The sequence below is a fragment of the Pseudomonas sp. 14A genome, from assembly GCF_018132745.1.
Taxonomy (GTDB): Bacteria; Pseudomonadota; Gammaproteobacteria; order Pseudomonadales; family Pseudomonadaceae; genus Aquipseudomonas; species Aquipseudomonas mercuritolerans.
In genome coordinates this window covers 164211-189065 of the sequence record NZ_JAGRQJ010000009.1, presented here as the reverse complement: position 1 = coordinate 189065, position 24855 = coordinate 164211, and the positions used below count along the sequence as shown (strand labels likewise).

18 protein-coding genes and 5 tRNA genes are annotated in these 24855 nt (G+C 60.2%); 3 read left to right on the top strand and 20 right to left on the bottom strand.

The window, feature by feature from the left end; all coding sequences use genetic code 11:
- Nucleotides 1-8 precede the first annotated feature (8 nt).
- From PS14A_RS08810 to uvrB, 8 genes are all read right to left on the bottom strand, one after another.
- Nucleotides 9-842, bottom strand: coding sequence for an alpha/beta fold hydrolase (locus tag PS14A_RS08810; protein WP_016773922.1), 834 nt, complete (start codon nucleotides 840-842; stop codon nucleotides 9-11).
- Nucleotides 843-872: 30 nt separating this feature from the next.
- Nucleotides 873-1412 carry a TetR/AcrR family transcriptional regulator gene (locus PS14A_RS08805; protein WP_212615783.1) on the bottom strand — a complete coding sequence of 180 codons (540 nt, stop codon included), beginning with the start codon at nucleotides 1410-1412 and terminating at the stop codon, nucleotides 873-875.
- 182 nt (nucleotides 1413-1594) lie between these two features.
- Nucleotides 1595-1670 (bottom strand) — tRNA-Glu (locus PS14A_RS08800).
- An 80-nt stretch (nucleotides 1671-1750) separates the two neighbouring features.
- Nucleotides 1751-1826: transfer RNA gene (locus PS14A_RS08795), tRNA-Ala, on the bottom strand.
- A 53-nt stretch (nucleotides 1827-1879) separates the two neighbouring features.
- Nucleotides 1880-1955, bottom strand: a tRNA-Glu gene (locus PS14A_RS08790).
- 79 nt (nucleotides 1956-2034) lie between these two features.
- A tRNA-Ala gene (locus PS14A_RS08785) sits at nucleotides 2035-2110 on the bottom strand.
- Between the two features lie 188 nt (nucleotides 2111-2298).
- A complete protein-coding gene (gene gltX, locus PS14A_RS08780; protein WP_212615782.1) occupies nucleotides 2299-3780 on the bottom strand; it encodes a glutamate--tRNA ligase in 1482 nt (493 codons plus the stop codon).
- A gap of 217 nt (nucleotides 3781-3997) precedes the next feature.
- A complete protein-coding gene (uvrB, locus tag PS14A_RS08775) occupies nucleotides 3998-6013 on the bottom strand; it encodes an excinuclease ABC subunit UvrB (RefSeq protein WP_024012378.1) in 2016 nt (671 codons plus the stop codon).
- Between the two features lie 337 nt (nucleotides 6014-6350).
- Here uvrB and PS14A_RS08770 point away from each other — a divergent pair, with 337 nt between their 5' ends.
- A complete protein-coding gene (locus PS14A_RS08770; RefSeq protein ID WP_016773918.1) occupies nucleotides 6351-7547 on the top strand; it encodes an amino acid aminotransferase in 1197 nt (398 codons plus the stop codon).
- A gap of 258 nt (nucleotides 7548-7805) precedes the next feature.
- A complete protein-coding gene (locus PS14A_RS08765; protein ID WP_212615781.1) occupies nucleotides 7806-8006 on the top strand; it encodes a hypothetical protein in 201 nt (66 codons plus the stop codon).
- On the opposite strand, the gene PS14A_RS08760 is transcribed toward PS14A_RS08765, so the two are convergent.
- Complete coding sequence (locus PS14A_RS08760; protein WP_212615780.1) at nucleotides 8003-8233, bottom strand: hypothetical protein; 231 nt, start codon at nucleotides 8231-8233, stop codon at nucleotides 8003-8005. The genes PS14A_RS08765 and PS14A_RS08760 overlap by 4 nt on opposite strands.
- Nucleotides 8234-8452: 219 nt before the next feature.
- Between PS14A_RS08760 and PS14A_RS08755 the strand changes: the two genes are divergently transcribed.
- A tRNA-Asn gene (locus PS14A_RS08755) sits at nucleotides 8453-8528 on the top strand.
- Between the two features lie 113 nt (nucleotides 8529-8641).
- Here PS14A_RS08755 and PS14A_RS08750 read toward each other — a convergent pair.
- The 11 genes from PS14A_RS08750 to PS14A_RS08700 form a co-directional block, all read right to left on the bottom strand.
- The gene (locus PS14A_RS08750) at nucleotides 8642-10165 is read right to left on the bottom strand and encodes a nucleobase:cation symporter-2 family protein (RefSeq protein WP_130911608.1); all 1524 of its coding nucleotides are present in this window, start codon (nucleotides 10163-10165) and stop codon (nucleotides 8642-8644) included.
- Between the two features lie 278 nt (nucleotides 10166-10443).
- On the bottom strand, nucleotides 10444-11277 hold the full coding sequence (locus tag PS14A_RS08745) for an arylamine N-acetyltransferase (protein ID WP_212615779.1): 834 nt from the start codon (nucleotides 11275-11277) through the stop codon (nucleotides 10444-10446).
- A gap of 100 nt (nucleotides 11278-11377) precedes the next feature.
- Entirely contained in the window at nucleotides 11378-12172 is a 795-nt protein-coding gene (gene xth, locus PS14A_RS08740) for an exodeoxyribonuclease III (RefSeq protein ID WP_137215758.1), read from the bottom strand.
- 83 nt (nucleotides 12173-12255) lie between these two features.
- Nucleotides 12256-13698 carry a mechanosensitive ion channel family protein gene (locus tag PS14A_RS08735; RefSeq protein WP_024012372.1) on the bottom strand — a complete coding sequence of 481 codons (1443 nt, stop codon included), beginning with the start codon at nucleotides 13696-13698 and terminating at the stop codon, nucleotides 12256-12258.
- Between the two features lie 226 nt (nucleotides 13699-13924).
- Nucleotides 13925-14791, bottom strand: a complete 867-nt coding sequence (locus PS14A_RS08730) for a pirin family protein (protein ID WP_212615778.1) — start codon at nucleotides 14789-14791, stop codon at nucleotides 13925-13927.
- Nucleotides 14792-14949: 158 nt separating this feature from the next.
- Entirely contained in the window at nucleotides 14950-18156 is a 3207-nt protein-coding gene (locus PS14A_RS08725) for a transporter substrate-binding domain-containing protein (RefSeq protein WP_212615777.1), read from the bottom strand.
- 10 nt (nucleotides 18157-18166) lie between these two features.
- The gene (locus PS14A_RS08720) at nucleotides 18167-18799 is read right to left on the bottom strand and encodes a response regulator transcription factor (RefSeq protein WP_212615776.1); all 633 of its coding nucleotides are present in this window, start codon (nucleotides 18797-18799) and stop codon (nucleotides 18167-18169) included.
- 125 nt (nucleotides 18800-18924) lie between these two features.
- Nucleotides 18925-19359: a chemotaxis protein CheY gene (locus PS14A_RS08715; RefSeq protein ID WP_212615775.1), complete on the bottom strand. Its 435-nt coding sequence runs from the start codon at nucleotides 19357-19359 to the stop codon at nucleotides 18925-18927.
- A gap of 230 nt (nucleotides 19360-19589) precedes the next feature.
- Nucleotides 19590-22289: a magnesium-translocating P-type ATPase gene (mgtA, locus tag PS14A_RS08710; protein ID WP_212615774.1), complete on the bottom strand. Its 2700-nt coding sequence runs from the start codon at nucleotides 22287-22289 to the stop codon at nucleotides 19590-19592.
- A 556-nt stretch (nucleotides 22290-22845) separates the two neighbouring features.
- Nucleotides 22846-24183 carry a SidA/IucD/PvdA family monooxygenase gene (locus PS14A_RS08705; RefSeq protein ID WP_212615773.1) on the bottom strand — a complete coding sequence of 446 codons (1338 nt, stop codon included), beginning with the start codon at nucleotides 24181-24183 and terminating at the stop codon, nucleotides 22846-22848.
- A gap of 133 nt (nucleotides 24184-24316) precedes the next feature.
- Nucleotides 24317-24799 carry a sigma-70 family RNA polymerase sigma factor gene (locus tag PS14A_RS08700; protein ID WP_282961463.1) on the bottom strand — a complete coding sequence of 161 codons (483 nt, stop codon included), beginning with the start codon at nucleotides 24797-24799 and terminating at the stop codon, nucleotides 24317-24319.
- Nucleotides 24800-24855: the final 56 nt, after the last annotated feature.

Below are 24855 nucleotides of genomic sequence, written 5' to 3'. Positions count from 1 at the left end.
AACGGAGCTCAGGCCGATTGGCGCGCCTGAAGGCTGCGACCGGCAAGCAGTGATAACACACCATCAATCACTCGAGGGTCGGCCAGCACGCGTTGATGGCCGCCGCTTTCCAGACGCAGCAGGCGGCTGTCGAACCAGGCTTCGTGAATCAATTGCGATTCCTTGACCGAGACGAAGTTGTCGTCCTCGGCATGCACGATCAGGCCGGGCATATCCAGTTGATAGTGGGCCACGTCCAGCGTCGCAGCGCGCATGCCGACGTCCTGCTCGACTTGACGGATGAACGCAGAACGCGCGCGCGGCGGCATGCCGACCATGCGCGCAAAACCGCGCAGCACGCCGAGAATCCGCGACGGTGCGGCGATGCTGACCAGAGTTTCCGTGCGCAGGCCCAATTGCACAGCGAGCATCGCGCTGGCGCCGCCCATGGAATGGCCGATAACCGCTTGCAGCGGCGGCAATTCGGCAGCCGCTTCGAGCATGGCGCGGGCGAACAGCACTACATTGGCTTCTCGCCCAGGGGAGCGACCGTGAGCCGGACCGTCGAGCGCGACGACGGTATAGCCGGCATCGACCAGAGCATTGATCAGCGAAGCGAATTGCGTTGGCCGCCCTTCCCAACCATGCATCAGCAACACCGTAGGGCCTTGACCCCAGCGCAGCGCCGACAGGCCGAAGCGCAACGTGATGCGTTCGGAGCTGGCCAACAGCGGCAGCTCCCAATCCCGCAACGGCAGCGCCCGTGGCGTCATGAATGCCAGGCGCATTTTGCTCGCCACCAGTTTCGGTGCAAACCAGCCCAAGGTACCGTTAACGCCACGAACCCACTTCAACGCGTTCATCGCACTCTCCTCAGGCTTGTTGCCTTCAGGTCAACGCACCGCCGACTTGGCAGCGCGCAGCAATCGATCGGATAACTCTCCCGGACCCAGCGCTCTGGCCAAGGCCAGACCACCGACCATCAACGCGACATCGGCCAGAGCCTTGTCGGTGTCTTCAGGGCTGGCCGCCAGTTGCGCGACCATCAGCTCCAGATGCTCGTTCAGTGCAATGCGGAACGACTCTGGCAGACGGCCCAGCTCGCCAATAGACGCCGGAATCGGGCATGCGGCTTCGCTGGAATCCCGGTGTTTACGTGACAGGTAGAACGCCGCTACAAGCGCGCGGCGCTCTTCGCCGGTCAGATCGGCGTCCATGTCGGCAATCAGGTCGCGACGCCGGCCCAGCAGTTGCTTGAACGCTTCGAGCATCATCGCGTCCTTGCTTTCGAAGTGGGCGTAGAAACCGCCAACCGTCAGGCCGGCGGCGCCCATCACTTCGCCCACGCTCGGGTCTGCCGGGCCGCGCTGAATCAACGCGGCGCTGGCAGCCCTGAGGATGCGTTCGCGGGTTTGAGCTTTTTTATCGTTCATCGTTGCCTCCGAATATTACGACTAGAATATTATTCGCATAATAATATTCCGCAAGTCATGAATATGACCGCTGGTCTGAAGCACAGTGTAAGGAAAAAGGAGAGTTGGCCAAACGCCAGACAAACAAAAGGGCCATTCAATAATTGAATGACCCTTATAAAATCCCGCAGAGCGGGTAATCGTGGCGTCCCCTAGGGGACTCGAACCCCTGTTACCGCCGTGAAAGGGCGGTGTCCTAGGCCACTAGACGAAGGGGACACAAACCCTTCTATACAACTGATCAGTGCTGAGAGCTGATCGATTCAAGGCCGGTGTGGCCAGACCTTGAACTGTAAAATTGGTGGAGCTAAGCGGGATCGAACCGCTGACCTCCTGCATGCCATGCAGGCGCTCTCCCAGCTGAGCTATAGCCCCGGATTTTTCGCCTCACGGCGGAGTGATCTCTTGCAACATCACTTCTGTAAAACTGGCGTCCCCTAGGGGACTCGAACCCCTGTTACCGCCGTGAAAGGGCGGTGTCCTAGGCCACTAGACGAAGGGGACGCAAACCCTTCTATACAACTGATCAACGCTGAGTGTTGATCGCTTCAAGGCCGGTGTGGCCAGACCTCGAAGTGTAAATTGGTGGAGCTAGACGGGATCGAACCGTCGACCTCTTGCATGCCATGCAAGCGCTCTCCCAGCTGAGCTATAGCCCCTCATCGCTGAGGACGGGGCGAATCTTAAGGGCGTATCGAAAGCCTGTCAAACTTATTTTTGAAAAATTTCAAAATTTTTTGCCGGGATAACAATCACTTACCGCCCTCCCCCGTAAATACGGGAGAAACACCGAAGGCAGGATCAAAAGATCGCAGCCTTCGGCAGTCCTGCACAGAAGCAGAAGCAATCAGGCGATGGCGCCCAAGAGCTTTTCCCACTCTTTGTTTTCTTTCTTCGACACGCCGCCCAGCAGGTCAATCGCCTGGCGCAAGCGGAAACGGGTGAGATCCGGGCCGAGGATTTCCATCGCATCGAGCACCGACACCGAACTCGCCTGCCCGGTGATCGCAGCAAACATCAGCGGCATGGCGTCGCGCAGTTTCAGCTCAAGGGATTCGACCACCGCCTGAATCGTCGCGGTGATGCTGTCCTTCTCCCACTGCCGCAGACTTTCCAGTTTCCACAGGATCAACTGCATCAACTGGCGAACCTGATCGCCGGAGAGCTTTTTCGACTCGAACAGCCTGGCGTCCGGATTAACGCCGCCGGCAAAGAAGAACCCCGCCAGCGGTGCGACCTGGCTGAAAGTTTCAACCCGGCCCTGCACGTGCGGCGCGATTTTCATCATGTATTCAGAGTTGAACGCCCACTTCTGCACGCGGGCGGCAAACTCTTCCACCGGCAGATCGCGCAGCCACTGGCCGTTGAGCCACGATAGCTTCTCGATGTCGAAGATCGGCCCGCCGAGGGAGACACGCTTGAGGTCGAAGTTGTCGACCATTTCCTGCAGCGAGAACTTCTCGCGCTCGTCCGGCATCGACCAGCCCATGCGCCCGAGGTAGTTGAGCATCGCTTCCGGCATGAAGCCCATGCGCTCGTAGAACGTCACCGAGGTCGGGTTCTTGCGCTTGGACAGCTTGCTCTTGTCCGGGTTGCGCAGCAGCGGCATGTAGCACAGCTCCGGTTGTTCCCAGCCGAAGTATTCGTAAAGCAGGATCAGTTTCGGCGCCGATGGCAGCCATTCTTCGCCACGCAGGACGTGGGTGATGCCCATCAGATGGTCATCGACGACGTTGGCGAGGAAGTACGTCGGCAGGCCATCGGTCTTCATCAGCACCTGCATGTCCATACGATCCCACGGGATCTCGACGTCGCCACGGAGCATGTCCGGCACCACGCAGACGCCTTCGCTCGGCACCTTCATGCGGATCACGTGCGGTTCGCCAGCGGCCAGGCGCGCCGCGACTTCTTCCTTCGACAGCAACAGTGCGCGACCGTCGTAACGTGGAGTTTCGCCGCGAGCCATTTGCTCGGCGCGCATCTGGTCCAGCTCTTCAGCAGTGCAGAAGCACGGGAACGCATGGCCCATGTCGACCAGTTGCTGGCAGTAGTTCTGGTAGATATCGCCGCGCTCGCTCTGCCGATATGGGCCGTGCGGGCCGCCGACGTCCGGGCCTTCGCTCCAGTCGATGCCGAGCCAGCGCAGGGCGTCGAAGATCTGCTGTTCGGACTCGCGGGTCGAACGCAACTGATCGGTGTCTTCGATGCGCAGGATGAACTCACCGCCGTGCTGCTTGGCAAAGCAGTAGTTGAACAATGCGATGTAAGCGGTACCTACGTGGGGGTCCCCGGTAGGCGATGGCGCGATGCGAGTGCGGACGGTGGTCATGGCATGTCTCGAAAAGAATGAAAAGCAAAACAATCAAGCGGCGAATGGTAACAGGCGACACCCGCCCCGCTCCAGCGGGCAGGGCATTTAAGCCGGAAGCCCTAAGGCCTTCCGATTGTGTGAAGGCCATTCGCGAGCAGGCTCGCTCCCACAGGAATATGCAATTGCTATGTGGGAGCGAGCCTGCTCGCGAAGAGGCCCGGCAAGGCGATCAAGATCAAACGGTGAGAAGTCGCTCGCGCAGTTTGGCAATCTCGTCGCGCATCTGCGCCGCCGCTTCAAACTCCAGATCCCGCGCCAGTTGGTACATCTTCTCTTCCAGCGCGCGGATGCGTTTGGTGATTTCGCTTGGCGAGCGCAACTCGGCTTCGTACTTGGCGTTCTCTTCGGCGGCCTTGGCCATGCCTTTGCGCTTCTTGCTGCGCGAACCCGGCACGGTGGCGCCTTCCATGATGTCGGCGACGTCCTTGATCACACCTTTCGGGGTAATGCCGTTCTCAAGGTTGAAGGCGATCTGCTTCTCGCGGCGGCGCTCGGTCTCACCAATCGCCCGCTCCATCGAACCGGTCATGCGATCGGCGTAGAGAATCGCCCGGCCGTTGAGGTTACGTGCCGCGCGACCGATGGTCTGGATCAGCGAGCGCTCGGAACGCAGGAAGCCTTCCTTGTCGGCATCGAGAATCGCCACCAGCGACACTTCCGGCATGTCGAGGCCTTCACGCAGCAGGTTGATCCCGACCAGCACATCGAATACGCCGAGCCGCAAGTCGCGGATGATCTCGACGCGCTCGACGGTGTCGATGTCCGAGTGCAGATAACGCACGCGCACGCCGTGGTCGGCGAGGTAATCGGTCAGGTCTTCGGCCATGCGCTTGGTCAGCGTGGTGACCAGCACACGTTCTTCGATCGCCACGCGCTTGGTGATTTCCGAGAGCAAGTCATCGACCTGGGTCAGCGCCGGCCGCACTTCAACCTGCGGGTCGACCAGACCGGTCGGCCGTACCACTTGCTCAACCACGCGGCCGGCGTGCTCGGCTTCGTAGTTGCCGGGCGTTGCCGAGACGAAGATGGTCTGCGGGCTGACCCCTTCCCACTCGTCGAAACGCATGGGCCGGTTGTCCAGCGCCGAAGGCAGGCGGAAGCCGTACTCAACGAGGGTTTCCTTGCGCGAACGGTCGCCCTTATACATTGCGCCGACCTGCGGCACGCTGACGTGGGATTCGTCGATCACCAGCAAGGCGTCGGCGGGCAAGTAGTCGTAAAGCGTGGGTGGCGCCGCGCCGGCCGGACGCCCGGACAGGTAGCGCGAGTAGTTTTCGATGCCGTTGCAATAGCCCAGTTCGAGGATCATTTCCAGGTCGAAACGGGTGCGCTGTTCAAGACGCTGGGCTTCCACCAGTTTGTTGTTGCTGCGCAGGTATTCGAGGCGCTCCTGCAATTCGACCTTGATGCCTTCGATGGCGTCGAGCAGGGTTTCCCGAGGCGTCACGTAGTGACTTTTCGGGTAGAAAGTGAAGCGCGGCATCTTGCGGATGACTTCGCCGGTCAGTGGGTCGAAGGCGGAAATGCTCTCGACCTCGTCATCGAACAGCTCAATGCGGATCGCTTCGAGGTCGGATTCCGCCGGGAAGATATCGATCACGTCACCACGCACGCGGAACGTCGCCCGGGCAAAATCCATATCGTTGCGGGTGTATTGCAGGTCGGCCAGGCGCCGCAGCAGAGCGCGCTGATCAAGCTTGTCGCCGCGATCAACGTGCAAGACCATTTTCAGATAGGTTTCCGGACTGCCCAGACCATAGATGCACGACACCGTGGTGACGATGATCGCGTCCTTGCGTTCCAGCAACGCTTTGGTCGCGGACAGGCGCATCTGCTCGATGTGGTCGTTGATCGACGCGTCCTTCTCGATGAAGGTGTCGGACGACGGCACATACGCTTCGGGCTGGTAGTAGTCGTAGTAGGAAACGAAATATTCCACCGCGTTGTTCGGGAAGAACGCCTTGAACTCCCCGTACAACTGCGCGGCCAGGGTCTTGTTCGGCGCCAGTACCAGCGTCGGACGCTGTACCTGCGAAATGACGTTGGCGATGCTGAAGGTCTTGCCCGAACCGGTCACACCGAGCAGCGTCTGGTGCGCCAGCCCGGCGTCAATGCCCTCAACCAACTGGCGAATGGCTTCCGGCTGATCGCCGGCGGGCTCGAAGCGGGTGACTAGCTGGAATTCCGACATACACACCTCTGGAATCGCGGCGTTCCGCGTCAGACGGAACACCACGAGGACGACCGCAAACGACCGATGTCGCGCAAGAAAAAACCTGGATTGTGCTGAATGTGGTGGCGATTGCCTGACCTTTCAAGGCAAACGTCCTACATCCGGTAAAGAATCTGACAAAGTCAATCGACTAACGGTCAAGAAATAATCGGAAAAACTTACCGTAAAAGCCGATTCGCCTGTCGCCATTGCGCGGTGATGGCCTCTATACTAGCTCCCCGTTTGTGCACCGCTCTAGTGCATTCGGCTGGAGCGCTACACGTCCCTCCACTCTCCATTCAGAGCCGCCGTAATAATGAGCCTGTTCTCCGCTGTCGAAATGGCACCCCGCGATCCAATCCTGGGCCTCAACGAAGCATTCAACGCCGATACCCGGACCACCAAGGTCAACCTGGGCGTGGGCGTGTACTGCAACGAAGAGGGGCGAATTCCACTGCTGCGTGCGGTGATCGAAGCCGAGACGATTCGCGTCGCGCAACACGCTTCGCGCGGTTACCTGCCGATCGATGGCATCGCCGCCTACGACCAGGCCGTGCAGAAACTGCTGTTCGGCAACGATTCGCCGCTGATCAGCGCCGGTCGCGTCATCACCACTCAGGCCGTCGGCGGGACTGGCGCACTGAAAATCGGTGCCGACTTCCTCAAGCAACTGCTGCCGAACGCGGTCGTGGCGATCAGCGACCCGAGCTGGGAGAACCACCGCGCGCTGTTCGAGACCGCTGGTTTCCCGGTGCAGAACTACCGTTACTACGACGCTGCCACCCACGACGTGAACCGTGCCGGCATGCTCGACGACCTCAACGCCCTGCCGAACGGCTCGATCGTTGTCCTGCATGCTTGCTGCCACAACCCGACCGGCGTCGACCTGACCCCGGCGGACTGGAACAAGGTGCTGGAAGTGGTCAAGGCCAAAGGTCACGTGCCGTTCCTCGACATGGCTTACCAAGGTTTCGGCGACGGCATCGACGAAGACGCCGCCGCTGTGCGCCTGTTCGCCGAATCCGGCCTGACCTTCTTCGTCTCGAGCTCGTTCTCCAAGTCGTTCTCGCTGTACGGCGAACGCGTTGGCGCACTGTCGATCATCAGCGAATCGAAAGAAGAAAGCGCGCGGGTGCTGTCGCAGGTCAAACGCGTGATCCGCACCAACTACTCCAACCCGCCGACCCACGGCGCCAGCATCGTCGCTGCCGTGCTCAACAGCCCGGAACTGCGCGCGCAGTGGGAAGCCGAGCTGGCCGAGATGCGCCTGCGCATTCGCGGCATGCGCGAGCAGATGGTTGCCCTGCTGGCGGAAAAAGCCCCGGGCCGCGATTTCAGCTTCGTTGGTCGTCAGCGCGGCATGTTCTCCTACTCCGGCCTGACCACTGAACAAGTGCATCGCCTGCGTAACGAGTTCGGCATCTACGCCCTGGACACCGGCCGCATCTGCGTGGCCGCGCTGAACCAGAGCAACATCAAGGCTGTGACGGACGCGATCGTTCAGGTCATCTGATTTCGGCCAGTGATGAAAAACGGGAAGCCTTTTCGGCTTCCCGTTTTTATTTGTCTCTGGAAACGCCTTGCAACCTCTAGACTGCACACAATTCAGAACCGTAGGAGCTCGTAGGAGCTGACGAGTGAAACGAGGCTGCGATCTTTTGATCTTGTTTTTTAAGATCAAGATCAAGATCAAGAGCAAGATCAAAAGATCGCAGCGTTCCGCAGCTCCTACCGGTTTTGTGTACACCCGAGATTTTTGAAGAGAACCCACATGAAAAACGACAACCTGCGCGCTGACCGTGACGACCTGGATGATTTCATCCCGCGCGCTCCGGCCAAGCGTGAAAAGAGCCTGGTGCTGCAAGTCGCCACCGGGGTATTTCTCGGTGGCCTGGCCCTGTGGCTGGTGCAACTGGCGGCGACGGTGGTCTATGCCAAGCTGATGCTCGGCACGATTACCTTCGGCAGTTAAGCCAGCTCGGCCGCGCGTTGAGTGGCAGCATCGTCGTAAATCATATACAGCGATTCGGCGACCTGGCTCTTGATGGCCTTGCTGCTTTCCAGACCGAGGACAAAACCTTCAGCCTTGCCGCCGGCGCGGTTCAATTCTTCGGCAGTGCTTGCCCCGGTGATTGCATCGAAAAGTTTTTCGGCGTGCGGGCCGATGCCCTTGGGCAGGCTGATCTGTGCAGTGCTCATGCGAGCACCTCGCTGTTGCGGGTGATTTGATTCATGGCGCGTACCTTTGCGGCGAATGGCCGGCAGCGCGTGTGACCACTTCCGGGCTGCCATGGTAGACCTCTGAGGCCTTTCTGGTAACCGCCAATCGCTGACAAAATGGCGTCCGTCCCGACGAATCGCAAAAGTTGCCAGGCGATGCTTGACTTCTCTTTTTGAATCAGTAACATACGCACCAATTCCGCAATAGCTCAGTTGGTAGAGCAAGTGACTGTTAATCACTGGGTCCCTGGTTCGAGTCCAGGTTGTGGAGCCAAATAGCAAAGCCCCTGAATCGCAAGGTTCAGGGGCTTTTTTGTGGGCGCACGAAAAATACCAAAAGGCCGATCTGTTTGGGCAGATCGGCCTTTTCTGTTTCAGACGCAGCGGTCAGACATGTTCGCTGCTTTTCACCTGCACCTTCGGCGCGCCGTGGCCATGATCATGGTCATCCGGCTCGATCACCGGCACTTCCTTGCCATCGCAATCATGCAGCTTGCCGTCGCTGAAGTAATCGCCTTCACGCAGCGCGGCGAGATCGCGATAACGCAGGGTGCGCTCTTCCGCGGCGGCGAACACCGATTGTTGATCCGAATTGCCGGTCGTGAAGTGGTTGAACGCCAGGTTGAGCAGGATCGCCATGATTGCCGACGAACTGATGCCCGAATGGAAAATCGTCGCGAACCAGCTCGGGAAATGATCGTAGAAGTTCGGCGCGGCGATCGGGATCATGCCGAAACCGATCGAGGTGGCAACGATGATCAGGTTGACGTTATTGCGGTAGTCCACCTTCGACAACGTGCGGATGCCGCTCGCAGCCACAGTACCGAACAGCACGATCCCGGCGCCGCCAAGTACCGAAGTCGGCACGGCGGCAATCACCCGGCCCATGAACGGCAGCAGGCCGAGCACCACCAGGAACAAGCCGCCGGTAGCGACCACGAATCGGCTCTTGATCCCGGTCACCGCCACCAGGCCGACGTTTTGCGCGAAAGCACTTTGTGTAAAAGAACCGAAGATCGGCGCGAACATGCTCGACAGCATGTCGGCACGCAGGCCGTTGCCCAAGCGTTTCGAGTCGACCTTTGTGCCGATGATCTCACCCACCGCAAGGATGTCCGCCGAGGTTTCCACCAGCGTCACCATGACCACAATGCACATCGACAGAATCGCGGCGAAATGGAAGGTCGGCATGCCGAAGTGGAATGGTGTCGGAAAGCCAAACATGGGACCGGTGGTGACGCTGGAGAAATCCGCCATCCCAAGGAACACCGCCAACACCGTGCCGATGACCATGGCCAGCAGAATCGACAGCCGGGAAATGGTCGCGCTGCCAACCTTGCTCAGCAGCAACACCAGCACCAGCGTGACCGCCGCCAGACCGATGTTCTGCATGCTGCCGAAGTCCGGCGCGTGGCTGTTGCCGCCCATCGCCCAGCGTGCGGCCACAGGCATCAGCGTCAGGCCAATGGTGGTGATCACAATGCCGGTGACCAGGGGCGGAAAGAACTTGGTGATGCGAGAGAAAACCGGCGTGATCAGCAAGCCGATCAACGAGGCGGCAATCACCGCACCCAGCACCGATTGGAAACCGCCCTCCCCGCCGCTGCTGACGATCGCGACCATGGTCGCCACGCCGGAGAACGATACGCCCTGGACCAGCGGCAGCTGACAGCCAAAAAACGGTAGACCCAGGGTTTGCAGCAACGTCGCCAGCCCCCCCGCAAACAATGAAGCAGCAATCAACAGACCAATGTCCGCCGGCGACAGACCGGCCGCCTGGCCAATGATCAGTGGCACCGCAACGATACCGCCGTACATGGTCAGAACATGTTGCAGGCCGTAAGCCATATTCGCGCCGACCCCGAGGTTTTCGTCCTCGGGCCGTTGGTGTGAAACATGGGGCGTTTTCATGGTGGGGGGTTCCCTGGTTTTTGTTATGCGCACACTGTATTCAATACTCAGGACAAATGTCCATAGAGTTGTATACAACTTATCAGTCACATAATGGTTAGGTAGCCATCCAACCTTCTAGCCTGCGCTTCTTGCCCCAACAAATCCGGCAACACATCCCCGCTGCGTCCGCGCCAGTGCCCACCAGGCTGAAGTGTTCACGGCGACCGACGGTGCAGTCGCGCTCTTTTAGCGGCCATCGGCGAAATCCGTCGCGTATTGGAGCCTGGTGTAAAGCCTTAGATGGAGGCTGGCGCGATGACCCGAGCCAGCGCTTGCCGTACACGCGGTGAATCAGGCACCTGAAGGTCGAACTCGCGGCGCAGCAACTCCATCAGCTCGTCGACGTCCGCCACCTCGCGCCGCTCACTGTCCGCGCCCATGTGATGAATGGCAAAACTGCCGTTGTTCAGGGTTTTGCGCCAACCAGCGCCGGTGCGCGCAACCATCAGGCGCTGGGCAAAAGGTGACTCGGGATGGGTGGAGACGTACCAGTTGCCGACGGTGTAATCGATGTCTTCCTGGCGCTGCAAATCGAACAGGTACATCGGCCGCCATTCGCCTGCGACTTTGGCGCGCAGCAGGTAGCCATCGGTCTGTTTGTCGATGCGGTAGGGTTCGTGCGGGGTGGGTTGCTCATCCTCACTGTCGAGCAACAGCGGCGCGGTGGGCACCATGCCACCGAAGCCGACGTCGGTGATGTAACGCACTGCGTCGATGGTCACCAGACTCAAACGATGGGTTCGCGCCGTCCAGCTGCCTTCCGGCTGATTCATCACCACGCGCCCGCTGATCGCCCGCGCGTCGAAGCCCAATTCAAGCAGCAGCGCATAGAACAAATGATTGAGCTCATAGCAGTAGCCGCCCCGCCCCTGCTGCAACACCTTGTCTTCGATGGAGACCAAGTCGATCAACACCGGCTCTGCACTGATCGTTGCCAGATTTTCGAAAACAAACTGAGCGGTGTGGCGCAGTTGCAACTGATGCAAGGTTTCCAGCGTCGGTGGCGGCGGCGCATCGAAACCCAGACGTTGCAGGTACAGATTGGTATTGGTCAGCCGTGGCGCACTCATTGCTCGATCCTTATGCATGGGCCGCAGAACACTGCGTTGATGTTGCCCTGTATACGGGATCAGGCACGGCTTTCGACAATTGATTTCGCCAATCGCCCGTTCAGCGCTTCTTCCGCGAAGCGATGCGAATCCACGTCGGCGCATGGTCACTGGCGTGCGGTTCGTTGCGCACCCAGGCGTCAACACCGGCGTCGTGCAGATACGGGCTCAATGCCGGGTTGAGCAGCAAATGGTCGATGCGCAGGCCGGAATTGGTTTGCCAATGGTTACGGAAATAATCCCAGAAGGTGTAGAGGCGCTCTTCGGGATATACGTGGCGTAGGGAATCGGTCCAGCCCTGATCCAGCAGCCGCTGGTAGCACTCGCGGCTTTCGGGTTGCAACAAGGCATCCTTGAGCCAGGAGCGGGTGTTGTAGATGTCCATGTCGGTGGGCACGACATTGAAGTCACCGGCGAGCACCACCGGGTGATCGCTGCTTTGCAGGTCTTTGGCGTAATTGATCAGACGCTCGAACCAGGCCAGTTTGTAATCGAATTTCGGCCCCGGCTGCGGGTTGCCGTTGGGCAGATACAGGCAACCGACCAGCACACCGTGCACCGCCGCTTCGATATAACGGCTGTGGGTGTCATCGGCATCGCCGGGCAAACCGCGCCGACTCTCCAGCGGCTGCGCATCGCGCGCCAGAATCGCCACGCCATTCCATGACGCCTGGCCCTGCCAGATCGCGCCGTAACCGGCGGCTTCCAGTTCGGCGGCGGGAAATGCGCTGTCGACTGATTTGAGCTCTTGCAGGCAGGCGATGTCCGGCTGCTCGCGCTTGAGCCATTCCAGCAGATTCGGCAGCCGCGCGCGCATGCCGTTGACGTTGAAGGTGGCGATTCGCAGGTTTTTCATCGTCTGCAACTCCTGCCCGGTGGGATTGCAAATTGTGACCCTGAGAACGCCGCGCAGGTTGCATCGAATCACAAAGCGACAGCTCAGACTCGGTTACGCAGCCATTGCAGAAAGCCTCTTTTCGGCGCGACCACGGGCGTTTCCTCGGTCAGCGACTGCGCCTTGTGCAGGCGGAAATCGAGCAACGCCTGCATCGCATCGTGGATGTCATGGCGCGCGTCCAGGCACGGTTTCAGGTAGGACTTCTCGATGCGATACAGGGCGCAGAAAGTCTTCGCGGAAAAATCCGCCGGCAAGGCGGTGTCGGAAAGAATCCCGGCCTCGCCGATCACCTCACCCGGCCCCATGCGCCCGGATTCCAGGGGTGCGCCGTGGCGCTTGAGCGTCACCGAAACCACGCCGGATTCAATGATGAACAAATGATCGCTGACCTCCCCGCCCGCGAGAATCGTTTCGCCGGCGCGGAAGGTTTGCAGAGTCATGTTCTGGCTGAAGGTGTCTTTCTCTTCTTCACGCAGAGTCGAGAAGATCGGTGAGCTTTCCAGCAGCGCCCGTGGCCGCGACAACTGCGGTGCGGCGCTGGTCTCGTTGCTCGACAGCAGGTTGACCCCGGAGGCCTGCAAATGCCGGTACGCGAGATCGAACAACTGATTGCGCACCACGCGCTTCTCGCCCATCGAGGCGACAAACCCGCTGATTTCGTACTCCGCGCCGCCGCTGGCAGAACTCTTCAACGATACGCTCGGCGCCGGCGTGTCGAGCAATTGCCGGCAGCCTTGCATCGCTCGCTCCAACGCCTCGATCACTGAGCTGGGCCGGGCATGGGGGCTGACGGGCACGCTGACGGAAACGCCGAACATGTTGCTCGGCCGACTGAAGTTGATGATCTTGGCTTTAGCCGCCAGTGAATTCGGAATGACCGCCATGCTGCCCTGACTGGTTTGCAGACGCGTGGCGCGCCAGTCGATGTCGGTGACGCGGCCCTCGGTGCCGTCGATGGAGATCCAGTCATCGAGTTGATAGGGCTTGGTGGTGTTGAGGACGATGCCGGAGAACACGTCGCTCAACGTGCTCTGCAAGGCCAGGCCGACGATGATCGCCAACGCGCCGGACGTCGCCAGCACACCTTTGACTGGCAGATCGAGCACGTACGCCAGCGCCGCAATGATCGCGATGAGGAAAATCACCGCGCCGAGCAAGTCCTGCAACAGCCGGCCGGTATGGCCGACCCGCTGCATCATCACCGCGCCGATCAGCACCGTCAGGGTCCGCGCACCAAACAGCCACCAACCGATCTGCAACCCGGTTGCCGCCAGATGCAGCGGCACGTTGTCGGCCCACGGTGCCGGTTCCATCGGGTTGAGGCCTTCGTTGAACAGCACAATGCTGAACAAGGCGAAAATCAGCACCCGCACCAACAGCTTCCATTCGCTGCCGCGAGAGCTGATCAGCCGCCACAGGCCAAGATCGAGCAGGATCAGGATCAACGCGCTAAACAACGGGTGTTCGGTCAGCAGAGACAGCATCAAACAACTCCGACAAAGGCCAATCGCGAGAAGATCGCACAGATTGGCACAGTGTAGGAGCAATTGATTTCGGTGGATGAACAGCGTCTCGAAAACGCTGAAAAACCTGTAGGAGCGAGCCTGCTCGCGAAGGCGTCCTGTCAGTCACTACCTCTTGGACTGAAACAGAGCATTCGCGAGCAGGCTCGCTCCCACAGGGGGGGTCAGTTGCCAGTAAAGCTCGGGGTCAGGGGTGCATCTGGCCAAAGCGCCCGGACTGGAAGTCGGCAAAGGCCTGATGGATTTCCTGCTCGGTGTTCATCACGAACGGGCCGTGGCCGACGATCGGTTCGTCGATCGGCTCGCCACTGAGCAGCAATACCACCGCGTCTTCGCTGGCCTGGAGGGTGAGTCGATCACCGTCGCGTTCGAACAGCGCCAACTGCCCTACTTCCACCGATTCCGCGCCGTTGACCTGCACCGAACCTTTTAACACCACCAGCGCCGTGTTGCGTCCTTCGTGCAGATCAAGCGTCAGCAGCTTGCCGGCATTGAGGCGCAGATCCCACACGTCGATCGGCGTGAAAGTCCGCGACGGTCCGGTGTGCCCATCGAATTCGCCGGCGATCAGACGCAGGCTGCCGGCGTCGTCCTTGAGCGCGATGCTCGGAATGTCCCGGTCGAGAATGGTCTGGTAACCCGGCGCGGCCATTTTGTCCTTGGCCGGCAGGTTGACCCACAACTGGACCATTTCCAGCTTGCCGCCGGTTCGGGCGAAGTTTTCCGAGTGGAATTCCTCATGGAGGATGCCGGACGCTGCGGTCATCCACTGCACATCACCCGGGCCGATGGTGCCGCCACTGCCGGTGGAGTCACGGTGCTGCACTTCGCCGTCGTAAACGATGGTCACGGTTTCGAAACCACGGTGCGGGTGCTGGCCGACGCCACGCTGTTCAGTGGTCGGGGTGAATTCGGCGGGACCGGCGTGATCGAGCAGCAGAAACGGGCTGATGTGCTTGCCCAGGTTGTCATAGGAAAACAGCGTGCGCACCGGGAAACCATCGCCGACCCAGTGGCCGCGCGGGCTGGTGTAAATGCCGATGATATTTTTCATGGGGTCTCCAATGTGTAAGTGCATTGGATTAAGCGTAAGGGCATATCGAATATTCGACTAGAGGGTGCAAACCGGCTTGAGTGTTCCATATAAAGAACAATTGATTTGGCGGTGCGCTCTTCGCGAGCAGGCTCGCTCGCACAGAAGACTGCACTGGCTTACAGACATCGCGCGAGGCCGTGCATGGCTTCGCGCAACTTGTTGATGGCGTGGTCGATAACTGCGTTTTCACTGTCTCGGCACACCGTATCCAGATCTGCGCACGCCGCTACGACCCGCGCAGCCCCGACCATCTGCGCGCCACCCCGGATGCGATGGGCCAACTCCCGCAAGTCTGCGCGGTCGCTCGCCTGCAAGCGATCCAGTGCTTGCAGATCATCGCGCAGGCTATTGCCGACTTCCTTGCGCAAGCGTTCGATCAACGAATGATCGGCACCCGCCATCTGTTCAAGAACACTGAGATCAATCTCGACCGGCTCGGCACCTGGCGGTTCATCTTCGTGCGGCGCGCAAGGCTGCGCGCCGGTCAAGGCCTGTGCCAAATCGCGCAAGCGAATCGGTTTGAACAAGCAGTCATCCATGCCGGCATCCAGACAACGCAAACGCTCTTCGACCTGCGCGTTGGCCGTAAAACCGAGGATCAGACAGGGTGCGCGGCCGCTGGCGGCCTCTTCATCGCGAATGGATCGCGCCAGCTCATAGCCATTGCGTCGCGGCATGTTGCAGTCGGTGATGACGACATCGAAGGCCTGGGTTCGCCAGCGGTCCAGCCCTTCATCGCCATCGCCGACATCAGTCGTGCGATGCCCCAGTTCGCTCAGTTGCCAGCACATCAGCAAGCGGTTGACCGGGTGATCGTCTACCACCAGCACGTTCAATACACAGGCGGCGAGCGTCACGTCGGGCGTAGCCGCTGTGGTCGTCATCGCGGTCAGCAGTGGCAATTGCAGATGGACTTCCACTCGCGTGCCCTGCCCCAGGTCACTGTCGAGGCGCAGCGTGCCGCCCATCATGTCGCAGAGGTTGCGGCTGATCACCAGCCCCAGACCGGAACCGCTGCGCGCCGTTTGCGAACTGTTGCTTGCCTGGACGAAAGGACTGAACAGAAGCTTTTGATCTTCGACACTGATGCCGATGCCGCTGTCTTCGATGCGCACCAGCATGTCCACTTCAGCGTCGGTCATGGCGATGACCTGCAAGCGCAAACTCACCTCACCCACCTCGGTGAATTTGATCGCATTGCTCAACAGGTTCGACAGCACCTGTTTGAAGCGCGTCGGATCAATCAGCACATCCACGTCGGCGCGCGGATCAAGTTCGATGCGCCACACCAAGCGCTTCTGCCGCGCCAGCCCTTCGAACACTCGGCATACCGATAACACCGTCTCGCGTAAATTGGCCCGGTCGGGCGAAAGGGACAAATGCCCCGATTCGATGCGGGCGATGTCGAGAATGTCGCCAATCAACGCCAGCAGTTGCTGGCCGGCATTCGAAGCCACTTGAATCGCCAATCGGTCGGTCACGCCCTCCTCTGCGCGCATGAGCGCCAATTCGAGCATGCCGATCAGGGCGTTCATCGGCGTGCGGATCTCGTGGCTCATGGTCGCCAGGAAAGTGCTTTTGGCCCGATTGGCCTCATCCGCTGCGTCCTTGGCCTGTTGCAGTTGCAACAACCATTGCTGGCGCTGATGGATCTGCCGACGCTGCCAGCCGATCCAGATCAAGGCCAGCAGCAGCAACACCGCCGCGCTGGCAAAGCCGAGCAGAATCTCCTGACGATGGCGCGACCAATAGCTGTCTTCAACCACCACATCGTGGCTCCAGCGCTCGACCAGTTCATCCATTTGCTGCGGCGCGATGCTCAGCAACGCCTTGTTCAGGATCGAGTGCAGCAGCGCCGACTGCGGCGCCGTGGCCAAAGCGATGCGCGCCGGCTGATCGCCAACGGTGCCGGTGATGCGCAGGCGGTCGCGATACTGGCGGGCGATCAGAAAACGCGCTACCAGCAACGAGCTTACCGTCACGTCGACCTGTCCTCGGGCAATCAGCGCCATGCCTTCGGCTGGGCTTTTGACCTCGACCAGACGCAGACCGGGAACCCGTTGCAGCAAATAATCGCGCAACGGGTGCCCCCGATAGATCGCCAGGCGTTTGCCCGCCAGTTCGTCGAGCGGCAATGGATGTTGCCCGTTCGCCGCGCTGACCAGCACGAACGGATTGTTCAGATAGGCGCGAGTGAATTGCAGCTGCGCTTCACGCTCGGTGCTCGGCGTCACCACCGGCAGAACATCGAGTGCGCCGGCCTGGAGCTGCTCGAACTGATCGTTCAGGGAGGTGCCACGCACGATCTCGAAATTCAGCCCGCTGCGCTGTGCAATCAGGCTCAGCAACTGCGCTGCCAGCCCTTTGAAGCGTCCGTCGGCATCGAAAAACGCCAACGGCGCGAAGTCTTCGACAGCGCCGACCCGCACCACCGGGTGCTGATCCAGCCACTGCTGCTCGGCGGCGCTGAGCTGTACCCGCGACTGTTCGGCCATCTCGGCGAGGCCGACGCTCCAGCGCTGTTCGATCAGATGGCGACGCTCCATGGGCACGGCCAGCAAGGCCTTGTCGACGATGCGTTTGAGCACCACATCGCTGCGCAACAACGCAAAAGCGAACGGATTGGCATCAAGCCCCGACGGCCCGGCCAGTTGCAAATCGTTGCGGTAATTGGTGTTGATCAGATAGTTGGCGCTGATGAAGTCGCCCAGGTACACATCGTCGGCACCGAAGGCGACCGCGCCGAGTGCATCCATTGCCGAAGCATAAAGCTGCACGTAGGCGCCGGGGTAGAAGGCCTGAACGTGGGCCAGCGGCAGGTAATCCTCGACCATGGCGATGCGTTTGGCCGCCAGGTCGGTGGGCAGTTTCTCGTCGTGGCGCGTAACCAGCATCGGCTGATCTTCAGCGTACGGCCGCGACAGAATGAAGGCCGGATCTGCCGCTTCGAAACTGTTCGAGGTGCCCAGGAGATCGACATCACCGCGCTTGAGTGCCGCCATCAGCGCGGGTCGATCGGTAAAACGCCGCACTTCGATCCTGATGCCGAGCAGTTGTGCCAGCAGATCGGCGTAATCCGCCGTCAGTCCCTCCAGCTCATGCTGATGGCGGGTGATTTCGAAGGGCGGGTAGTCCGGGCCGGAGATGCCCATGCGCAACACCGGATGCTCACGCAACCACTGGCGTTCCCGATCATCGAGGCGGACCTGGACATTGCCCGGTTCGAGGCGGGCCAGCACTTCCAGTGTCTGCGGCCGGTCATCGGCCCAGACCGAGGCGGCCAGCCCCAGCCACAACCCTAAAACCCGCAGTCCCTGCGTCATGTCGGGGCACTCAGATCAAGTGATTGCGCTTGGCGAACTCACGCAGGAGCACCAGTGAACCCAGGCAAAGCTTGGCCATCATGCGGGTTTTGTAGGTGCTGACGGTCTTGTGACTCAAGTGCATCTCCTGGGCGATGGCCTTGTTCGGTTTGCCCAGCGCCAGATTCACGAAGATGCATAACTCCCGATCGGACAGCTGAGCGATCATCTCCTGTTCAGTGCGTTGCACGGCGTTGTACAGACCGCTGGTATTGGGTAACGCGGAGAAATAGGTGTGGCCGGACATCAATGCCTTGATGGCTTCGTGCAGCAGAGTCAGTTGGTTGCTCTTGGTCACGTAGCCCCGTGCGCCGGCACGCAGACAGCGCTCTTGATAATGCGTGGGCTCATGCATGCTGAACACCAGGATTCGGCAGCGCGCCGTCGGCGCCTTGATCTGAATCCGCGTCAACACTTCCAACCCATCCATGGACCCCAGCCCGAGGTCGAGTACGACGAGCTGCGGATCATGGGTGCAAATCAGCGGCACGACTTCGTTGCCATTGGACGCTTCATGAATATTGGTGAAGCCTTGGGCCTGCAGAACGATCCGAATGGCCGCGCGCACTACTGGATGATCATCGACGATCAGCGCTGACTTCATTGGTACTCCTGCAAAATCGAAGACGCCGCAACAATCTGTTCCGGAGTCGGTGGCTGCGCAGGCACTGTTACATGGATGAGCAAGAGAATCACCTGTCAGGTCTGACAGTTGTGCAGCATGGTTTTTTATGCATTTGCATGGCGCAATGACGCGTGTGAATCAGGCGCAGCCTGGCGCTCGCCGTGAGCTTCGACCCTCGCCATCACCTGGCCGATGAGTTGTAGATTGGGCAGTGGCGTCGGACTGATCTGCGCACTTTCCTGAGCAAAACCTGCAAGTGCCTGCAAAGGTGCTGATTGTTCGTTGTAGATCAGAGCATGGCGGACCTGTGGGTTATCGAGCAGAAAGCTCAGCAGATCGAGGGAGCCTGCCGCCAGTTCGGAATTGATCACCAGCACATCAAACGGCTCGCAGCCGTAGTCGACCAGGGTCAACAATTCGCCGAGAGTCTGCACCGGGGCGACGCGGTAGTAGCCGAGCGCATTGAACAGGCGCTCGATTTTCATGCGATGAAAATGCTGCGGGTCGGCGATCAGGATGCGCAACGCTTTGTTGCTCATGGTCATTCTCCCGGTGAGGTTTGGGGAGGGCAAGACTACGCAAGCGTCGGCGATAGCTCTGTAGGACTTTTCCTAAAAATTTGGTCATTCATCCGGCGGCCCTGACGCACCAATATCCCCTGTGGGAGCGAGCCTGCTCGCGAAGGGGCTATACCAGTCAGAGATGTACTGACTGACACGAAGCCTTCGCGAGCAGGCTCGCTCCCGCAGGGGAAAGCATTCCATGGCGGTTATTGCCAGCCGAACCGGCGGATGTAGAAGCCTTTAACGGCTTGGGTCAGCGCCATGTACGCCAGCAGAATCATTGGCAGAAACACGAAATACAGCGACGGCAGCGCCTGCAATTTGAAGTAATGCGCCAGCGGGCCCATTGGCAGGAAGATGCCGACAGCCATGATGACCCCGGTCATCACCAGCAGCGGCATGGCGGCGCGGCTTTGCAGGAACGGGATCTTCGGCGTGCGGATCATGTGCACGATCAGCGTCTGGGTCAGCAGACCGACCACGAACCAGCCGGACTGGAACAGTGTCTGGTGATCCGGGGTATTGGCGTCGAACACGTACCACATCAAGGCGAACGTCGTGATGTCGAAAATCGAGCTGATCGGACCGAAGAACAGCATGAAGCGCCCGACGTCAGCCGGCTGCCAGCTCTGCGGCTGTTTCAGCATCTCGTCGTCGACGTTGTCGAACGGAATGGCGATCTGCGAAATGTCGTAGAGCAGGTTCTGCACCAGCAGGTGCATCGGCAGCATCGGCAGGAACGGGATGAACGCGCTGGCAACCAGCACCGAGAACACGTTGCCGAAGTTGGAACTCGCGGTCATCTTGATGTACTTGAGCATGTTGGCGAAGGTGCGCCGCCCTTCGAGCACGCCCTCCTCCAGCACCATCAGGCTTTTCTCCAAGAGAATGATGTCCGCCGCTTCCTTGGCGATGTCCACCGCGCTGTCCACGGAAATGCCGATGTCGGCGCTGCGCAGCGCCGGCGCGTCGTTGATGCCATCGCCCATGAACCCGACCACGTGGCCGTTGCCCTTGAGAATGCCGACGATGCGCTCTTTGTGCGATGGCGTGAGTCTGGCGAAGACGTTGGTAGTCTCGACCGCCGCGGCCAGTTCGGTATCGCTCATGCGCTCAATGTCATTGCCCAGCAGCAAACCCTGTTGAGCCAGGCCGACCTGACGGCAGATTTTCGCCGTCACCAGTTCGTTGTCGCCGGTCAGTACCTTGACCGCCACGCCATGCTCGGCCAAGGCCTTGAGCGCTGGCGCGGTGCTTTCCTTCGGTGGATCGAGGAATGCCACGTAACCGATCAGCGTCAGTTCCTGTTCATCTGCCAGGCTGTAAATCTCGCGCCCTTCTGCCATTGAGCGAGCCGCGACCGCCACCACGCGCAGACCTTCGGCGTTGAAGGCTGCGGTAACCTGGCGAATCCGCGCCAGCAATTCATCGCTCAAAGCCTCATCAACTTCGCCGTGACGCACGCGGCTGCACACCGCCAGCACTTCTTCCACCGCGCCTTTGCAGATCAGTTGATGGGGCTGACCGCGGCCCTCCACCACCACCGACATGCGCCGGCGATTGAAGTCGAACGGGATCTCATCGACCTTGCGAAACACGCTGCCGACCTTGAGTTCGCGATGGACTTCCACGTGTTCGAGCACGGCGACATCCAGCAGGTTTTTCAGGCCGGTCTGGTAGTAGCTGTTGAGGTAGGCCAGTTCCAGCACAGCGTCAGAGTCCTCGCCCCAGACGTCGACATTACGCGCCAGAAAGATCTTGTCCTGAGTCAGGGTGCCGGTCTTGTCGGTGCACAGCACATCCATGGCGCCGAAGTTCTGGATCGCGTCGAGGCGTTTGACGATGACCTTTTTGCGCGACAGGAACACGGCGCCTTTGGCCAAGGTCGAGGTGACGATCATCGGCAGCATTTCCGGAGTCAGGCCGACGGCAATCGACAGCGCGAAGAGTAGCGCTTCGCTCCAGTCACCCTTGGTGAAACCGTTGATGAACAGCACCAGCGGCGCCATGACGAACATGAAGCGGATCAGCAACCAGCTGACCTTGTTGACGCCCTGCTGAAACGACGTCACCGCGCGGTCCGTCGCGCCGACCCGTTGCGCCAGCGCACCGAAGTAGGTGCTGTTGCCGGTGGTGAGAATCAGTGCAATCGCGCTGCCGGAGACAACGTTGGTGCCCATGAACAGAAGGTTGTCCAGCTCCAGTGGGTTACGCGTGTCGCGATCGGTCTGCCGGGTGAATTTTTCCACCGGCATCGATTCACCGGTCATCGCTGCCTGGCTGACGAACAGGTCCTTGGCGCTGAGCACGCGGCAATCGGCAGGAATCATGTCGCCAGCCGAGAGCACGATGAGATCGCCGGGCACCAGTTGTTTGATCGGCAGTTCCCGCCGTGGCCCATCCCGGCGCAGCACCGTAGCGGTGTTGCTGACCATGGCTTTGAGCGCATCGGCCGCCTGATTGGATTTGCTCTCCTGCCAGAAGCGCAGCAGCGTCGACAGCACCACCATGGAAAAAATCACCACGGCCGCCTTGAGGTCTTCGGTCAGCCAGGAGATCACAGCAAGCAGAGTCAGCAGCAGGTTGAACGGGTTTTTGTAGCAGTGCCACAGATGGTTCCACCATGGCAGCGGCTGCTCGTGTTCGACTTCATTAAGTCCGTGTTGCGCGCGCAGTGCATCGGCCTCGACCTCGGAGAGCCCCTCGCCGTGCGTGCCCAGCGATGACAGCAACGCAGCGCTGTCTTCATGGGCGGCAGCGACCAGCGTGTTGGCCAGCGTCGGCGGTACTTCACGGCTGACCGTGGTGTCATTGATCGAATCCAGCAGCGCCAGGCGACGGAAGTGCCGGGCGATGTGGCGGCTGCGCAGAAAGCCTGCAAAAAATTCCTTGAGCGTGAGTTTCATGGCTGTGTCCCCTGTGGTCAGCCGGGAAACCGTCGAGCAGGTACCGCCGCGCCCTGGCACCGGGAAAACCGGCACGGCAAGGCGTGGCACGCCGGTCAGGAACAGGCGTGTCGATAGGCTGCGATGACGACTGAGGTCGCCATCACGCCTGGTTCAGCGTCGATGAGAAGGACGTCGAGACACGATCCGGAACGGGTCGTGCACGGGATGCCGCTGCTCGCTGTTACGGCGAGACAACGGCAGGGAAAGGCTGCGCGTTATCTTGCCGAGAATCTGCCGGTGATCGAGACCGGCCGACAACTGTCATTCGAACAAGTACCCACTGTGGGTCTCCGCAATTGATGAAAACGCGCGCAGCTTACGCCCGCAGCGAAACGGCTGGAATAGGTGTTTTCGGGGAATGTGGGGGGTGTTCAGGAAGGGTTCAGATTCAGGATCTGTGGGGCTTTCCATGGCCCCTTCGCGAGCAGGCTCGCTCCCACATTCTGGCCTGCGTTCACAGAACCATTGTGGGAGCGAGCCTGCTCGCGAAAGCGGTATGTCAGGCAATGCAGATTCAGCTGGCAGTGGCTAGTAACAACTCCGCCACCGAGCGGCTGTGCCCGCGCTGTTTGCCATGCTCGTACAGCGAGCCAGCGATTTCGTCGGCGCGAATCGGCAGCACCGACAGCAGCGTATCGCTCAGGCCATGGCTGGCCTGGCAGAAGCCCTGCATATAAATGCCGGCCTTGCAGCGCTCGTCGGTGATCAGTTTGTAGTTACGATCGACTTCGAATTCGCCGAGGTATTCCTCCAGCGGCGCGAGCAACTTGCGGTGCATCTGCCGCTCGTAACCGGTGGCCAGCACCACGGCGTCATAGATTCGCACCGTGACTTCGCCGGTGGCATTGTTGCGCACTGCCAGTTCGATACCGTTTGCCGTGGCAGTGGCGCTCTCGACGGTGGTCAGGGTGCGGAACGCATGGCGCGCAATTCCGGAAACCTTCTGCCGGTAGAAGATGCCGTAGATGCGTTCGATCAGGTCGATGTCGACCACCGAATAGTTGGTGTTGTGGTACTCATTGACCAACCGCTCGCGCTCGACGCTGTTCTGCTGGAACACCAGATCGGTGAACTCCGGCGAGAACACTTCGTTGACGAACGGGCTGTCGTCCGCAGGCTTCAAGGCCGAGCCGCGCAGGATCATGTCGACCTGCACCGACGGGAACGAATCGTTGAGATCGATAAAGGCTTCCGCCGCGCTCTGCCCGCCACCGATGATCGCGATGCTCATCGGTTGATTGTTCACGCACGGCTGCCTGGCCATTTGCGACAGGTATTGCGAATGGTGGAACACCCGATGATCGCCCTTCAGTGCCTTGAACGCTTCTGGAATACGCGGTGTGCCGCCAGCGCTGACCACCACCGAACGTGTGGTACGCACGAACTGCTGGCCGTCGCTGCCCCGGGAAATCACCCGCAAGGCTTCGACCTGCTGGTTGTGCAATACCGGTTCGATGAACTGCACTTCTTCGCCATAACGGCTCTGCGCGGTGAACTGCCCGGCCACCCAGCGCAGGTAGTCGTTGTACTCCATGCGGCATGGATAAAAGGTGCCGAGGTTGATGAAATCGACCAGACGCCCGTGGTGCTTGAGGTAGTTGACGAACGAGTAAGGGCTGGTCGGATTGCGCAGGGTCACCAGGTCCTTGAGGAAGGAAATCTGCAACTCGCTCTGCGTCGACAAGGTGTTGCCGTGCCAGCTGTAAGTGGCCTGCTTGTCGAGGAACAGCACATCCAGTTCGCCATGGGTGGCGCCGCGTTCCTGCAGAGCGATGGCCAGTGCCAGGTTCGAAGGGCCGAAACCGACGCCGATCAGGTCGTGAACGATGGGCGATGCAATTGCCTGTGTCATTTCCAGTGTCCTCTGGATGAACCCCTCAACGCGGGGAAATAAAGCCTGGGTGGCCTGACCGGCCTGAATCAGGTCAGCAGGTCGTCTGTTGAGTAGGAACGAGGACGATGAAAGGAAATTTAACCGGCGCGGCTCACTGGCCGTCCCATTGCTGGATGCGCAAGCGGCAGTGCTTCATGGCGTTGACGATGTGTTTTTCCACCAGCGCCCGGGAGATGCCGAGGGTCTGGGCGATTTCCGAATGGGACAGGCCTTCGATCTTGCGCAGCAGAAAACTGTCGCGGCACAGCGGCGGCAGCTCGGCCAGTGCGCGCTGGAGCATTTCCAGGCGCTGTCCGTGATCGAGGGTGCCGTGGGGGGACGGGGTGAAATAGCGCTCTTCATTGTCGAGCACGTCCAGCGATTCGACCTGGCGCAGCGCGTTGCGGCGGTGATCGTCGATAACCAGGTTCAACGCGGTGCGATAAAGGAAGGCCCGGGGTTGTTCGATCGGCACCTCGCTGGAGCGCTCCAGCACCCGTACATAGGCGTCATGCACCACATCCTCGGCGACCTGACGGTTGCCCAGTCTGGCGTTGAGGAAACACACCAGCTCACGATAGTAGTTTTCCAACATGACTCCCGACCGCATCGATGCCGTTTCTGTCCTTGAGCGCACTGATCAGACCTGCA